10 protein-coding genes and 1 pseudogene are annotated in these 15,956 nt (G+C 41.4%); all 11 read right to left on the bottom strand.

Annotation, left to right across the window (positions count from 1 at the left end; translation table 11 throughout):
- Window positions 1–3: 3 nt before the first annotated feature.
- The 11 genes and pseudogenes from ACH59B_RS01110 to ACH59B_RS01060 all read right to left on the bottom strand — a co-directional run bounded on the left by ACH59B_RS01110 (window position 4) and on the right by ACH59B_RS01060 (window position 15,594).
- The gene (locus tag ACH59B_RS01110; protein WP_016820134.1) at window positions 4–1,254 is read right to left on the bottom strand and encodes a pentapeptide repeat-containing protein; all 1,251 of its coding nucleotides are present in this window, start codon (window positions 1,252–1,254) and stop codon (window positions 4–6) included.
- 77 nt (window positions 1,255–1,331) lie between these two features.
- Window positions 1,332–2,747: a contractile injection system protein, VgrG/Pvc8 family gene (locus tag ACH59B_RS01105; RefSeq protein ID WP_016820133.1), complete on the bottom strand. Its 1,416-nt coding sequence runs from the start codon at window positions 2,745–2,747 to the stop codon at window positions 1,332–1,334.
- Window positions 2,744–3,418, bottom strand: a complete 675-nt coding sequence (locus ACH59B_RS01100) for a hypothetical protein (RefSeq protein ID WP_016820132.1) — start codon at window positions 3,416–3,418, stop codon at window positions 2,744–2,746. Before ACH59B_RS01100 ends, ACH59B_RS01105 begins: the two co-directional genes overlap by 4 nt.
- A 580-nt stretch (window positions 3,419–3,998) precedes the next feature.
- Window positions 3,999–4,241, bottom strand: coding sequence for a hypothetical protein (locus ACH59B_RS01095; RefSeq protein ID WP_025363703.1), 243 nt, complete (start codon window positions 4,239–4,241; stop codon window positions 3,999–4,001).
- Between the two features lie 12 nt (window positions 4,242–4,253).
- On the bottom strand, window positions 4,254–4,721 hold the full coding sequence (locus ACH59B_RS01090) for a hypothetical protein (protein WP_025363702.1): 468 nt from the start codon (window positions 4,719–4,721) through the stop codon (window positions 4,254–4,256).
- Window position 4,722: 1 nt separating this feature from the next.
- Window positions 4,723–7,581, bottom strand: a pseudogene (locus ACH59B_RS01085) (hypothetical protein); the annotation flags it as partial.
- A gap of 584 nt (window positions 7,582–8,165) precedes the next feature.
- Window positions 8,166–8,879 (bottom strand): NAD(P)/FAD-dependent oxidoreductase, encoded by a 714-nt coding sequence (locus ACH59B_RS01080; protein ID WP_257126541.1) that lies wholly within the window; start codon window positions 8,877–8,879, stop codon window positions 8,166–8,168.
- A 34-nt stretch (window positions 8,880–8,913) separates the two neighbouring features.
- On the bottom strand, window positions 8,914–9,240 hold the full coding sequence (locus tag ACH59B_RS01075; protein WP_257126540.1) for an NAD(P)/FAD-dependent oxidoreductase: 327 nt from the start codon (window positions 9,238–9,240) through the stop codon (window positions 8,914–8,916).
- 293 nt (window positions 9,241–9,533) lie between these two features.
- Window positions 9,534–12,872 (bottom strand): DEAD/DEAH box helicase family protein, encoded by a 3,339-nt coding sequence (locus ACH59B_RS01070; RefSeq protein WP_257126539.1) that lies wholly within the window; start codon window positions 12,870–12,872, stop codon window positions 9,534–9,536.
- A gap of 24 nt (window positions 12,873–12,896) precedes the next feature.
- A complete protein-coding gene (locus ACH59B_RS01065; protein WP_404303147.1) occupies window positions 12,897–14,108 on the bottom strand; it encodes a restriction endonuclease subunit S in 1,212 nt (403 codons plus the stop codon).
- On the bottom strand, window positions 14,101–15,594 hold the full coding sequence (locus tag ACH59B_RS01060) for an N-6 DNA methylase (protein WP_404303145.1): 1,494 nt from the start codon (window positions 15,592–15,594) through the stop codon (window positions 14,101–14,103). The genes ACH59B_RS01065 and ACH59B_RS01060 overlap by 8 nt, the downstream gene beginning before the upstream one ends.
- Window positions 15,595–15,956: the final 362 nt, after the last annotated feature.

Genomic DNA, 15,956 nt, shown 5'->3' with positions numbered 1-15,956 from the left:
ATCTCAGTGCAGCCACCCCCTTTTACTAGCAGCATCCCTGACCTGTGTAGACCACTCCAAACCAATGGCTCCTCTACGCTGTTCATCGGTTAAAATGACTCCTTGTACGTTTGCACCCGTAAAATCAGTCCCGATCAGGCAAGCCCCTTTAAAGGATGCACCTGTCACATCTGCTCCAACAAAGCAGGCATCCGTGAGGTCTGCCCCGTCCAAGGACGCTTTTTGTAGTAACGCCTCTTGAAATATGGCTCCCCGCAACTGTGCATCTTGAAAACGGGCCCCCTGCAAGCTCGCCCCTGTGAAATCTACGCCAGCAAAACCCAATGGCTCCCAATCTAGTGAAGCATCTGATCCATATCCGGCGTTACCTATAACGACATCCAATATGGCCTCTTTCAACGAGCATCCGCTAAAATTGGCTCCATGAAGTACGCTGTATGTCAAATCGATTCCATTTAGCTGACTTTCCTGCCACACCGTTCCTACCAGGATACAACCATGCAGACGGCTGTGTTCCATTCTGATTTGGCGAAAGGCTGTATAACGTAAATCCAACAGGCTGTAATCCCCATCCGATAGTTCAACTTGGGTCAACGCCTGATAGCTGTACGCATGTTCTTCTCTTTCCTCCAACCATGACCGAATCTCATTCGCCCCCATGGCTCTGCGATCTTCTCGATATACCGACACACTATGATCCATATATTCCCCCACACGAATCTCGAACGTCTCATCTCGCTCCAGCTCTTGAAACTCCGGCAAGCACACCGCCTGTTTCATCGCCAAACGCAACGCATTCACAACGAGCGCATGAATGTGTACTGCTGCCTCCAACATTATCTGCTCCCATTCAAGCTCCGATAGAGAAACATGCTGCTTCTCTACCTCCCCTCGCAATTGTCGCTGCAAATCGGTCCAGTAGGAATATGTCCAGCTTGTATCCCATTCAAATCGGATCGGCTGCGGATCAAGCATCCATAAGGCATCGGAAATCTCTACGAGATAACCAGGCCGTTCTTCCAGCCACATGGTACGTAGCATAGAGTACGTGATATAACCGATCCTTCCTTTTCTTCCTTGAAGCTGCTCTTGCCGAATGTGCTGGCAATATCCCCGAAACTCTTCGACACAGGCCTGAATCCGTTGCTCCTGCGTCCCCTTGAACTTCAGTGCCCAGTCTCTGCGGATGAGAAACCACGCCTGATTCAAAATGGCTTGCCATTGCGGTTCTAACTCATCCATAGGCTTCTCCATTTGTACTCAACCACCACCCAAAGCTCTTCATATACTCATATCTACAGGCTGATGCCATTCGTCCGCTGCCCTACAGCCTAATTCGACTTCACTTCACTGCCCTTCATATCCGCTGATCCACTCAATTGAATATGACTGCCATTGCAATCCATACGCAGCTCGCTGCCTGCCGACAAATTCATCGTTTTCCCAGCCGACAAGCTCAGATTACCACCCGCCGAGATACTTACCTGTTTATTGCTCATAATATGAATGCCTTCCTTATCGTCCAGCTTGATAAAAATAGCACCATCTTTACCCGTCACGACCAGTTCATCCGGTCCCAAACGAATTTCTTTTCCATGAGGTGTTCGCCATATTTTCATCTGCGGATTGGAAAGCTTGTTATGCCCGCTTCCTCTGTCTGCACGTCGGACTGCACTGCCTGCTACCCCATCCTCTTCACGACTGCCCGGAAAATAGAGTGAAACCGGGTCCCCTTCTTCCGGCATCACATACCATCCTGTATGTCCCCCACCGCTATACACCGTCGAATAGTTGAACCAATGCGCCTGATCGACCGCCTGCTTCTCGTCGCAGTCCAGATGGATACGTACCTGATCCTGACGTACGTCTACGACCACCCCGCCTAATGAAGCACCCGCCAGATTTTCCTGATAATAGCCTTTCTGCCGTAAGCCTTTGTACGAGGCAAGCACATATTGATGCCGCAACAGCCCTTGCCTCATCTCTGTATAAGCCTCAATAACATACAAACTGTGTCCCTGAAAGGTCAACTGAGCGCCCAGATCCAGCACCTCGTCTGTCTCCACCTCATAAAAAATAAAATCATTTTCGTTCACCTTCGCCTGCTCATTTTCCTGAAAGTAGCGAAAAGGCAGCATCTGCTTGCGTACTGTATAACGGGTATGATCTAGCACGGCCTGTGCAGGGCTGTCTTCAATGCCAAAATAAAATTTAGGACTGTCAAAACGCGCCACAGGCATCAGGCTCGTATGATAGCGAGAAGCCATGCGTCTTAAAAAAGCCCAATCCGTCTCCTGATACTGGATGGCAATCCGTCCGATAGGCTCTCCACCTGTCGCTCCATCAATCACATCCAACCCTTCATAATCCTTACCAATCTGCTCCAGCATCTGGGGAATCGTCATTTTGGTATATTGAAAAGAACGGGTGCGTTGCTGGATATCCATCCGATAAGTATGGGAGATGGCCTCTACCTCCAGATAGTACACATCCCGCACAACCTTCACTTCGACCGAGAGCGCAATCCCGCTGAATAGCGGCTTACTTTCACCCGATTCATTGCGTTGGCTCACCTCAATCACCGTGTTCTTTTCCGTCGTTTCCACATAGCTGTCCTGCATGTCTTCCGGGATGATCCCTGTAAAATAGAGCCGAGTATGCTCGTTGATTTTCTTCGTGAGGGTAAGCTGCTCCAACTCAACCAGCTCGTAGGGATGGATTTGGATATTATCGTAGCCCAGACTCATAGCGAATCCGCTCCTTTCTCAAGCGTAGTTTGTAAGGGCAATGAAACTGCATGAAGCGACTGCACTGTATTTTCCGCTACAGGTATCCATACCTCCATGTCCGATTCCGTACAGTTAAACGTTCCCATCATCACCTGTCCTGCATGGGTGAACAGCAGGATTTCGTTGTACAAATTCGTATCCACGCCTGCAGCTATAAAACGGATCATGCCAATGGATAGACCAGACTGATTTACGATCACTTGAGTGCCCAACCAGTTACGGATTGGTTGTACAGCTCGCAAAGTGTCCGCCATTTGCTCCACAAACTCAGAAAGCTCCTCGTCCGCCAAAAATGATTCTGTCCGATTAAAAGTGATATTCACCGTTCCATCCTCCGAGGTATAAATGACCTCTGGACGATACTCTGATGGATACTTAAATTTGGCCTGCTCCAGTGGCATCAAGCTAAAAGATTTTGGGACGCTTACCTCCAATTGTCCGTCCAAAATCATTCTCCATTCCAACGCAATGAACTCATCACCTAACCGCAACGCCATACTTTTTCCAGACACGGATTGATCCTGATCAGATATAGCAGTTTGAGAAAGACTCGTATTTACGTTATTAGATGCAACATCATAATTAAGCCTATTTTTTAGACTTAAAATATGATCGTCCATATAGCTCATAGGGTTAGTCCCTTCTTCGTAAAAAAGATAAGTATTTAATTCAAAATATAAAAGCAAAAGGGCATATTTAACAATAACCCATCTTATGTATGTATCGGCCAGAATAGAGAGTTTGTTTACAGAAAGAACCATCCCATGTGTTATTTTCAATGTATATTTCTGAAATTAATATGGAGAAGGAGATTGATATCGGAACGGACAATGGATCGAATTGAAACCTTCCTTGCTCAGAGTAAAAGTAGTTATTATGACTTGGAAAGGCCGCTCCCTTAATGCAAGTGATTTTATCAAGCGGTTTGGATAATGGGGGTTTGTAGAGTTGGAATATACTTAGTCCGCAATCGATCCTACTAAAAAGCAAAAACCCACTTTATGAGCGGGTTTTTCAAATGGAGGCGAATCATGGCATGGAAAATCCACAATTTGGCGTATTGTGATGCTCAGAACTACTGGGGGAGGTTACTTAGAATAAATTCATTTTTTTAGATTACTAGGATTATGTTCAGAAAGCTCTGATTTGAATTTAATAAAATCTTCGACTTGTAACAATTTACCATTTTTTAAACCTTAATTCTGTTCTCTAATAAATGAAGATAGCATACTCTCTATCAAGCATATATAAACCATGTTTTAAATCAACAAACTTGCTTGTTCCCTCTGAAATAATCAATGCTTTATAATCTATACCTTTTAATAGCACACAAAATACATTTTCACTCGGATACTTTTGTTTAGCTATATACTTTTCAAACTCTTCGTGAGAATGAAGTCCATAATTAGCTATACCTTCATTAGACTCATTAATAATTTCCTGAACTGACATTGTAAATTTATTTTAGTTAGATAAATCTTTTTCAATATATGGATATTTTAGCGAATCAATTATTCTATTAGATAGATAGTTCTTTTGATACTGGTCTAAATTTGTGTTTACAATTACAGTATCATTTTCTTTTCTAAATAGTTGATCTGTACCATTTTCCAAAAACACCATATCAGGATTAAAGCTCTTTAAAATCTTCCCAATAGTTTGAAATAAGACCTCCAGTCCTTCATAAAATGTTTTCCCAAACAATTGAACACTAATTTCTGTATTTATTTTCATACCGTATTCTTCTCTTAAAAAATCAATGCTAGTAATATCTTCTGTTTCAATATCAATTGTGAAATATCTGCAGCTAAGACGAGAAAAGTTTTCGTAATTAATTACTTTATCTTTAACTGTCTCGCTTACTATGTTATAAATTGTTCTCTTTAATGCTTCAGGTCCTAAATTTGAAACTAAAAGTAATTCACAGTCCATCTCACTTTTCTCCTCCAAATACTTTTGTAATTGTGCCATCTTTAACACTAATTAATTCTTCAAGTCTTTTTAAATCACCATTCGGATTTGCTTTCCTTAAAATTGTTCCAGTAATTTCTGCAATTTTTTCATCTGGAAAGTTGTCTAAGTTAAGAATAATTCTTCCAGATTGGTTCTTTGTCTTTCCTGCTATTTCTTTTATTATACTTTGTACCTTACCATCTGGCTTAGGCGCATAACAATCGAATACTTTCCCTTCGATTAAAAAATCTGGATTCGATCCTTCTTTAATCCCATAACCATTTCCACCATCAATTTCATCCAACATCTTAATGTCATAACCTTTGTCAGCCAAGAAATCGGCTGTTTCATTTTGTTTCTTTATTCCATGTGAATCTCCTGCTCCATAATTACCTTTAGGTTTACTACCCTTTGGTAAAGAAGGTTCTGTAAGTTTAATATTACTAACAACGTCACCTGTCCCCTTAGTCCCGGACGGATTCTCGTTGGGTTTGCTCGGTTTCTGTGAAGCAGGTGTTCCTTCGCTCTTGCCTGACTTTCCGCCAGAAGGTTTAGACGGCGTTGAACTATTTGGACCCTCGCTTTTAGACATTCGATAAAGATCCTTAGTACTTTCCACACTATTAGATGCTCCGGTATACATTACCGTTGTTCCTTGTACTCCCATAAAGGCAGATTGTGCCATAGCAAGTACACCTACGGGTGCCCCTACTCCCGTAGTCGTTATCAAACCACCTAAGAATCCTTCCCCCACAGCACCAACCGTTTCTACAGCTCCGGCTACAGTTGTTAAGGCATGTCCGATCACTTCACCTGTTTTACGTGCCTTCGGATGATCTGAGGCGTATTCCTTATTCATTAATCCATACGAGTAATCTGTTACAACTGCTGATCCTGCTCCTAATACAACTTCTCCACTCACATCTGCGGCATACTCCAACTCGTTCGCCATCTGCTTCGCCATAATGGCTTCGTTTTCCGCATTCTGGAACTGGGCTTCCGCCATAAGATCCCACCAGGACTGAGATTCTTCCTCTTGCTTCGGCTGCGGCTGTTGAGCCATGTAACTGTCGTAGTTCGCCCTCCAGCGTTGTCTCAACTCGGTGGGAATTTGCTGATAAGCATAAACTATAGTGTTCGATTCTTTCAGCAAGTTTTGAACGAGCTCTAGGGGACCACCGGAATGCGCTACATGACGTGCACTCGTATATACTTTGCCTAAAATCCACTTGCTATAATAGGCTTGTTTCGCTTGCTCATGCTCATACTGAGTAATCAATCCTTGAAGCGCCAAACCTGCCCAATGTTTTAAGGGATGTATGCGTGCTTCTTTAGACGCTCCCAAGGTAGGCGTTCCTTTGCTTCGGACAGGGATTGCTGCGGATACTTGTAAAACCGTTGCCGCCACTTTACCTGCTAGTCCACCCGATGTATTCAACATCACATTGGCTACTTTCCCGACTGCTGGAATGGAACCTAATAGCTTGGATACTGTACCCAGTAAAGCATTGGCCTGTTGAAGCACCGCTGGACTTGTAACCTTTGCCGTAGGAGCAGAAGTCGCACTACTGGAAGAAGCGTTGGCTGCAGCAGATTGCGCGGCCTCATACGCCTTAATATTCATCAATGGAGGCTCAGGTACAGGAGGGAGGTCAGCTACGAAAACTGGAGCTTTTACCGTACCTTCCTGATAAATCACTGGGGCTTTGGTGTCCGTCTCACCATCTAGCACCATACTGCTGGCTCCACCTTTTAAATATAGTGCGGTTCCAGCTTCCAGTGATAGTTCCTGGCCTGCATCCAGCTTTACATGACCGCCCTGAATCTGTACATTCCCCGGACTGTTGACGGTGATGCCTGTATCATCATGCAGTGTAATCGAAAACCCATCGGAAGTGGACAGGATCAGCTCCTGCTCAGACATTTCTATGCCGCTACCTTGTACGTGTCTCCATGCCTTCACATCTGGCTGTCCATTGACGTGGCGATGTTGTCGCAAGGAATCTGCCACATAGGCTTCCTGTTCACAGTGTGTAGGTAAATACAGCTCCACTTGTTCCCCAGCTTCAGGCATGTCATACCAGCCACTATGTTCTTCCGCGACATAACGGGTAGCTACGGGAAACCAGCAAGCTTTAGCTAGGTCTTGCTTCGGATCAATTTCCAGTTGAAGTTGTACGAAATCTTGTTGTACCTTCAGCACCGTTCCCGTGAGTGAAATCCCGATAGCTTGATCGTTTTCATACCGATCATACTGAATATCCTGTTCAGCTTGGAGATCATAACGAGTTTGGAGTAAACCGTCCTTTAACTCTGTCATTGCCCGAACAACAACCAGTTCTTTGCCTTGTCCGATGGGTAACGTGATCAAGTCACCCAGTGCATAGTATTGCAGATTATCAATCGTATAGGTGACATACACACCAGCACGTTCCCCCAGGTTCCCTCTATCTAAATCATGAAATGTTTTCCGTACCCTATAAAATACATCTCGCTCCACCTTATACTGCTTGCCTTCTGGCATCCCAAAGAAAATCTTAGGTGATGCAGCCGTAATCTCCGGTACAAGTACCGAACCAAAGCGAGAGACAAGACGCTTTAAAAAGGCCCAGTCGGTTTCTTCATATTGTAAAACAAAAGTACCTAATTTAGCATAATTGGTCACCGTATCAATCGCATCTCCATACATGTACTTCCGAACCATTGTAGTGACCAGATCATCATAAGTACGGTGAATATCTTGATAGGAGCGCCTTTTCTTCTTGGTATCCATTTGATAGGAATGCGAGGCCGCCTCCAGTTCAAAAGTGTATACTCCCCGTATGCAGTGCACAGACAGTAAACCATTCTTATGTATGTATCGGATAGAATAAAGATTTTGTTTACAGAAAGCCCCATCTATTCTGTTATTTTGAATTAACATGGCTAACGAATGAATGCATGAAGCTCCCCAAAACCGTCTTGCCCCTAAAAGATAAGAGATATTAAAATAGCGAATCACATTCACATCGGTTCTTCCCTAACCCAAAAGAATGAACTTATTGAAGACAAATATTATTGCCTTGCTTCAGAGCATATTGTTGAAGAGGGCGTCGATACTATCGAAAAGTACCTTGTGCATGAGAGAGTTCCATAAGGTTTCTTAGAAAATATGGGGTGTATCCGCATGTAAAAGAGTGGATATTATAGCGTGGAATCGCTTGATATAAACAATAGATGAAAGGCAAATCGTCGTGACTTAACTATAATTAGTACCAAAATCAGTTGTAAGGCCTCTTTATCTCAATTATTAAAACCATAATAAAAAGCCATTAACCAGAAACACTGGCTGATGGCTTTCTTGTCTTACTCAAATGGAGGCGAACCGTGGCTGTGCAAATCCACAATCCGCCGATGCGTGTTTCCTGTGTGAGAGCCAAACAACTATCCATCTTTATACACTATGCCTGCCAAGTTGATCAGTAATTGCCTTCGCGGCGGAATAACCGGAGCTCCAGGCCTAGGCTCTTGATCAATCTTAGCTTCCTTCAGCAGGACGGAGACGATTTTCTTGTGTAGAAAACTGACAAAGGACTCCGCGAACGTTCGGTGCGGGAACTTCCTCTGATTCGTCTCCAGAAATTCGATAACCTCTTCCTCCGTGCGGTTCGGCATCAAATCGATGGATAGATACGGTGTCCCCTTTCGCGAGATGAACGGCTGCCGTCCAGCCAAGCTGTAGTATCGGTGGGACTGGAGAAGCCGTAATCGGTGTAATGTATTCCGCCCTGTTTCACTGCTTGCGACTTTGCTGTTCACGAGGATGTCGGCACGTCTTTGGAGTTTAATACCGGAAAGTGCCTTCTGATATGGATATTTCACCTTCAATTGCACGAGGGCTGGAACAGGCTCCCCCAAGTAATGCCCCATTTGCTGGGCGATTGTATATCCTGACCCATCCGTCCCCGCATTCTGGCAGGTAAGAACACCCGTACAGAGAAACAGATATTCGCTAGTGTAGACCACCTGCTCCTCTGTTTCCGTTCGGCATGTAATTTTAAATCGCGGATGATCTGCTGATACGGTGACATCAAGCACTTTGTTGTTAAGGTATACCGGAATGTTCCGGTCCTCTAGAGCAAGCTCGAAAATATCCACCACAGATGCCGCCTGTAGTACATTAAACCCTCTTTCAATTTAGTAAGCAGCAGCCCGAGCACATGAAAGAAAGACCGATGCCGAATTGTTGCAACACAGGCAGCGTAAATTCAGCCTGACTGCTGTAATACTTGCGCGATAAGGCTACCGCTTCGTCATCCTTACCCATCGCAGTGGAATCGTTCGTAATATTACAACGACCGTCGCCTGTCATGGAGATTTTCTTCCCAATCCGGTCGTTCCCCTCCAGAATGGCGGTATCAATACCTAAATCCCGCGCAGTAACGGCGGCCATGAGTCCTGATGCGCCTGCACCGATTATAATTAACTTGTGGTGCAATAAAGTCTGATCATCGTGCACAGTTAGTCAATGTACTCCTTGTCCAATGGATTTATATATAGAAATGTGAAATGTGATTTTTCAAAAAATATTGTACTTATTAATTATAACATAGGATTATGTACCGCATAATCCCGCTAAAGTATTCCTGACACCACTCCCTATTACAGTTATGCCCTAAATATGAAAAACACCATCCTTAAAAGATGGTGTTCGGGTTGTTGGAGGCGAACCACGGCTTTGCAAAACTATAATTGGTGTCATCATATAAGCAAGGATTCACCTGGTATGCAAAAAGACTTTGTAAATAGCCCTCAAGATATATCCTCCGCATTACGGTTAATATGATCGATGATATCTAAAATTCCACGAGCTTTTGGAAGCTGGTCCTTGAACACAACCATAATCCCACCTACTGAACTAAACGGATCTTGCTGCAATACTTGGCGTTCTAATGTGCCATTCTTAACGATGTAATCAATGATCAACTCAACAAATTGCGTTTGTTGTAAGTTTAAAATCTGTTCAGAAATAAACGTTGAAAATGCTTTAACAGCAGCTTGGCGGTCAAGACCGACAATTTTACGAACAAGCTTTGTGACAGGGGTATCCCCATAGTCTTTTTCGTACTGTTCTTTGGAACCAAGTTCACTCCACAAAATTTGCTCTAAGTATTCTACATCTTGCTTCGTTAATGGTTTGTTGTTACGCAGCTTATAAATCGCTAATGTATCCTCATGTTGATGCTCTTTTAAGTAATGCTCTACCTTTTTACGATAGCTTTGTAAGTCATTCACATTATAAATCGACGTATTTTCTGCAACAGTCATCACTTCATCCTTGAAATCAGTGTAATAAATTTTCTGGTTTGAACGTTCAATATAGCGAATTAAATCACGTAGTGCAACACGAACCCTTTCTAGATCAGTAAGCGAAACCTCTTCCCAGAATTCCATCGTTCGTACGTCATCAATCACATCTTTTTGTGCTAATACTTGTGGAATTGTACCTAGTTTTGAAAGTGCTTCTGCAGTATCAATAACCCGGCGAATAGACTTTGTAGCATTATTCGACTGCAAGCTCGCTAGTTCAATTGTCAGCATTAACAGGTCGAAGCGTTTGGCCAGCTCATCATCTTCAATCGGAGCAATTAACGGTGAAATGTTTTCTTTCACTTCATTGGTCTGTACCACCGATAACGCTTGCCAGCTCTCCTCATTTTGATACTTGTGCACATATTGTAAGTATTGGCGCACCCGGAAGTTCTCATCATTTAATGCTCGAACGTCCGATACGATTTCCTTCAATAGCTGTTCTCGATAAGATATAAACGGTGCTTCTTGATATTGAAGCGATTGTAATTCACGTACAATGTCAACCTTTGTGTTAAATAACCCTTCCGTTAATGTTTGAGTTATTTTGGCTTCTTCACCTTTTTCATTCACACGGAAATATTCAAAATTTCTTAAATAATCAAATATTAAGAAGTAGCCCTTATCCAATCCTGGTCCAAATAAGTCTTTACGGAGACGTGTTCCGCGACCGACCATCTGCCAAAACTTCGTTTTTGAGCGTACCTTTTTGAAGAAGACTAAGTTTAATACATCCGGCACATCAATTCCCGTATCTAGCATATCAACCGAAATCGCAATTTGTGGCATCTTGTCCGGGGTTGAGAAGTCATCAATAAGCGTCTGATAATATTCCACACTATAGTCGATTACCTCGGCAAAATCACCATCGTTTTCAGGGAATTTCAAATCGAAGCGTTCTTTAATGGCCATCGCATGCTTGTGGTTTTTGGCGAAAATAATAGTCTTTCCTAACTTGTCTCCACCTTCAACCTTCAAGCCATATTCCATTAAGTCATTTAACACGTGATCGATTGTGTTCTTGTTAAATACAAAATGATTAATGGCTGAGCTATCAATATCCCTTACTTGCGGTTCATCTTCAAAAATCTCTTCAAATTCTTCTTTTTCGTCCTCGGATAAATCATCATAACGAATACCATCATCTAAAATTTTCAACGTGGTTTCTCGCGTGCGATAATCAACTAAGTAGCCATCCTCTACAGCCTTCGCTAATTCATAGGCAAAGGTCGGTACACCGTTTTCTAAATCAAAAATCGTGTACGTATTTTTATCAAGTTCATCCTTAGGCGTTGCTGTTAAACCGACAAGCATCCCGTCAAAGTAATCAAAAATGCTTTTATACTTCTGATAAATCGAACGGTGTGACTCATCGATAATAATTATATCGAAATGCCCTATTGTAAATAAACGGTTGCCGTCCCTACGCTTTACTTCATCAATCGCATTCATCATCGTTGGATACGTCGAGAACACCATACGAGCAGCTTCAGGGTTCGAATTTTTTTCAAGCATATTGCTTAATGATAAGTTCGGAAGCAGTGTGTTGAAGTTACGAAAAGCTTGCTTCACTAGAGATGTACGATCTGCAAGAAACAGTACATTTTTTACCCAATAATTTTTCGTTAACACATCGACTAATGAGATCGCTGTACGTGTTTTACCACTGCCTGTTGCCATTACGAGTAAGCCTTTTCGTTGGTTGTTACTGAACGTATTACAAATCGCTAGAATCGCTTCTTTTTGATAATATCGGTTCGTAATATCATCATCTATTTCAATATTCGTTAAAGGCTGCTTGATTTGATGACGGTCGATTAACAATTGTAGCTCATCTTGTGTATAGAAGCCTGACACTTTACGTGCTGCATAGTGATCATGCCAAATATGCGTTTCAAAGCCGTTTGTATAAAAGATGACAGGTCGTATCCCCTGCACCTGCTCTACACAATCTGCATACAGTTTTGCTTGGTTGCGCCCTTCTTTGGGATCACGTGAAGCACGTTTTGCTTCAACAACAGCTAAAATTTTACCGTTTGTACCGCGTAACACATAATCCACGTAACCTTCGCCTTTTGCATTTGGCATACCTGTTACCGGATATTCTATCTCAACGTTTTTGCCAATTTCCCATCCAGCTAACTTTAAGTCTAAATCGATATAGCGTTTACGCGTCTCAAACTCTAAAATCGTATCGACATCAAAATTGTAATCTCGTTGTGAATCTACACGATTAGCCGTTAGTTGTGCCCGGAGTTCTTCATTCTGCTTACGAAGCTCTTCAAGTGACTGATCCTTAGCACTTAGCTTGTCATATAAATCACTTAGTTCCTCTGGACGCTCTCGCTTGTATACTGCATCATACAATAACGCTTCATCAAACGTAGATGCGGTATGTTCCTCGGCGTAACAATAATCAATCCATGCCACAAACTGATGTAAATTATGTAAAGACAACACCGCTTCATCACGAGTAATTGCCACATTCGTATGTACAGCTGCATTTCCAAGCTTCACCACATATTTCATCATCGGCAACAGTTCTTCATCAATGATGCCCAAAAAGTGACGATTATGAATCAAGCTTGAGAGGTTATCTTGATAGGGTATTCTCACATCGTTATCAAACTGATAGACCCATTTCACCGCAAGCTCGAGCGCACGGCGCGATAAAATCGCAACCGTGGCTGGGCTAACTTGCATCGCCTTTTCCGCTTCATAACAGGCATTGGCAAAGCTAGTGAATAACTGTTTGTACTTTAAAAAATCGAAGTTCAACATATACTTTTCTCCTATGCTAGATAGTTATTGTTCTTGGAAGAGCTCGCCTTTGAAGGCTTTTTGGAGTAGGGAATTGTATAATATTTCATATGAAGATAGGCTGTTAATAAAATCATTTCTTATCTTTTCTAAAGAAATAATTTTATTAACAAATTCCTTCTGTAATTCAATAGGAGGTACTACAATTAGAAGCTCATTTAAATTTTTCTTAGATATATTAGGCATCGACCCTGAACTACCCGATGCTAGTTTACTTAATTCTTTTTTCATTGAATTGTTATTCAATAATCTCCATAGATAAATCGGTTCTATCAAAGTTATATTCTTAATAATTAATTTAAATATTAAGTCAGAAAACATCAGTTTTGAAGACGTTTCAAATATATAGGAACAAGCCCCAACTAACTCTTTTGTATTCTTTCTTGTTAAAAGGATATCCCCGGCATTCACTTCATACTCACTTTTAAAAGGTGTCCCATCAAGTAACTTTTTATTTTCTTTAAAGTTATACCTGCCTCCCGTAACAGCACTTAGTTTCAAAACTCCTGGTTCATTATTAGTAGCTGGTTCTTTACTAGCAACAGGGCTCCACCCTGTTTGTATGTCCGATATAACATTTTTTATTGGCATCTGCTTGAATTTTTTTATGTTTTGAATTGGATCTCCAAACATCTCTAAAAACAAACTTTGTGTTAATTCGTCTAATGCTGTGATTTGGGATTTGCGTTTTTCTATAATATTATTGAGATTTTCCAATACGATAGCTGCCTGTTTTTGCACTTCAATACTAGGGATAGGGACCTTAATTTCTTCAACTATTTTTTTAGAAATTTCTTTAAATGTAGCACCTCTTCCAAGGCTATTTAAATATTCAGTTTTATCTGACAACCAATAAGCTAAATATTTTGGAAACACTTTATTCTCGTCACAAACAATATTTTTGAATCCTTGATTTGTACAGAATTCACTCCCTGCTATCGCGACCTTACCAATTGGCGCTCTGGAAGTAAGTAAAATTGTATTTTTAGGAAGTAAAGGTATGCTCTTTTTACTCCTAGCTTCTTCAGTGATCTTTCTTTCAGAATGATATACATATTCCGGTTTTATACCATTGATCTCTGCAGGGGTATACCAGTTTATATCCCCCAGAAAGTTTTCACTATTCTTAGTATCTGGAGTTGTACCTGAATAAACGGTGGCTACATCTTTAATTTTTTGAAATTCTATTTTACTCATCCTCTAACAACTCCTTAAGAGCATTAAGGTCATTAAGAACTTCTGTCTCAAGTGTTAGAATTTCATTAATAATAACTTTAGGCTTTTTATACTCCACTTCCTCATACTCAATCTCCTTATACTTGTTAATCGACAAGTCAAACCCTTTCTCACGAATCTCATCCACTGACACAAAGAATGATTGCTCTGTACGTTTACGTTTTTCTTCACCTTGTAGGTTACTGAACCGTGCAATAATATCATCAATATCGTTCTCTTTGATTGGTACACGTTTATCATCTAACGAGTATCCATCTGCTTTCATATCATAGAACCATACGTGATCCGTTCCACCTGTACCTGTTTTCGTAAAAATCATAATCCCTGTTGAAACTCCTGCGTACGGCTTAAATACGCCACTTGGCATTGAAATGATTGCTTCTAACTTACTGTTATCGATAATTTCTTTACGAATGGCTTTATGTGCATTTGAACTGCCGAACAAAACTCCATCCGGTACGATCACAGCAGCACGTCCACCGGCCTTTAGCGTACGTAAAATAAGCAACACGAATAATAGCTCTGTTTTCTTTGTTTTTGCTACTTTTAACAAGTCATTCGATACAGCATCATAGTCTAATGATCCTTTAAATGGTGGATTCGCTAGTACTAATGTGTATTTGTCCGCATCTTTATTTTCCTCAGATAGTGAATCACGATAATCAATATTTGGAGCGTCTACCCCGTGCAACATCATGTTCATAGCCCCAATACGTAACATCGTTGTATCCATATCGTTACCATAGAACATGTGGTTGTGGAAATGCTCATTTAACCCTTGTACTAAAAATAAGTCTTGATGGTTCTTTCGTAAATATTCACTTGCTGAAACAAGAAACCCCGCTGAACCCATTGCCGGATCAATAATGATATCTTCTGGTGACGGCTTCATGAGTTCTACCATCATATTGATGATATGACGTGGTGTACGGAATTGACCGTTTGTACCCGCTTGTTGTAGCTTCGATAATAAGTACTCGTAAATGTCCCCTTTTGTATCGCGCTCTTCCATTGGGATGCTATCAAGTGCTGTTACTACTTTTTGTAGTGTAGCAGGCTTATTAATTTGAAACATTGCATCTTTCATGTACTTTGAGAATGCAGATTCTTCTTTACCACCTAACGTTTTGATGAATGGGAAAATCGTACTCACCATTACTTCATACATTTCTTGGGCTGGTAAGTTCTTAAACTGTGTCCAACGCATCATTGGCCAGTGTTTCTTTTGCACTTCATTGAAGTCTGCTGGCATTTCCGAGAAAATCCCTTTATATTCAAGCCCTAAGAATTCTGCTTCGTTTTCTTTCTTAAGTTCGCCTTCATCTATGCCTTTAATGAAGAGTAAGTATGTTAATTGCTCAATATTTGTTAAAGGGTTTGTATTTCCCTCTGTCCATAATGTTGTCCATATAATATCGATCTTGTTTTTGATCTCACCTGTAATCATATTGTAACCCCCATTATATTAAGGTACCTATTGCAGACACCTTCTCTTACGGTCTATTTTATACTAAATGTGTGACCAGTGCCTTTTGATTATAATCAATCATCTTGTACTATGTAAAAATCTGTTATAGTTCATTTTCAGCTCTAGTTCTTCTTTGAACAAGTCCTTAACGATTCCTTGTTGTTTCTACATCCAAATTACATTTCATCACTCATTATTAATAAATAAAACCCGCTCACTGAGCGGGTTTTTAGAATGGAGGCGAACCGTGGCTGTGCAAATCCACAATTCGCCGCCAATTGCTGCTGAGATTGTTTGGTGAGGTGGCTTAGAATTTAGCACATTTTGAACTCGAAATAAGT

It is taken from the genome of Paenibacillus sp. DP01 (assembly GCF_044784315.1).
In the GTDB taxonomy this organism is placed as follows: Bacteria; Bacillota; Bacilli; order Paenibacillales; family Paenibacillaceae; genus Paenibacillus; species Paenibacillus polymyxa.
This window is presented reverse-complemented; position numbering and strand designations above follow the sequence as displayed.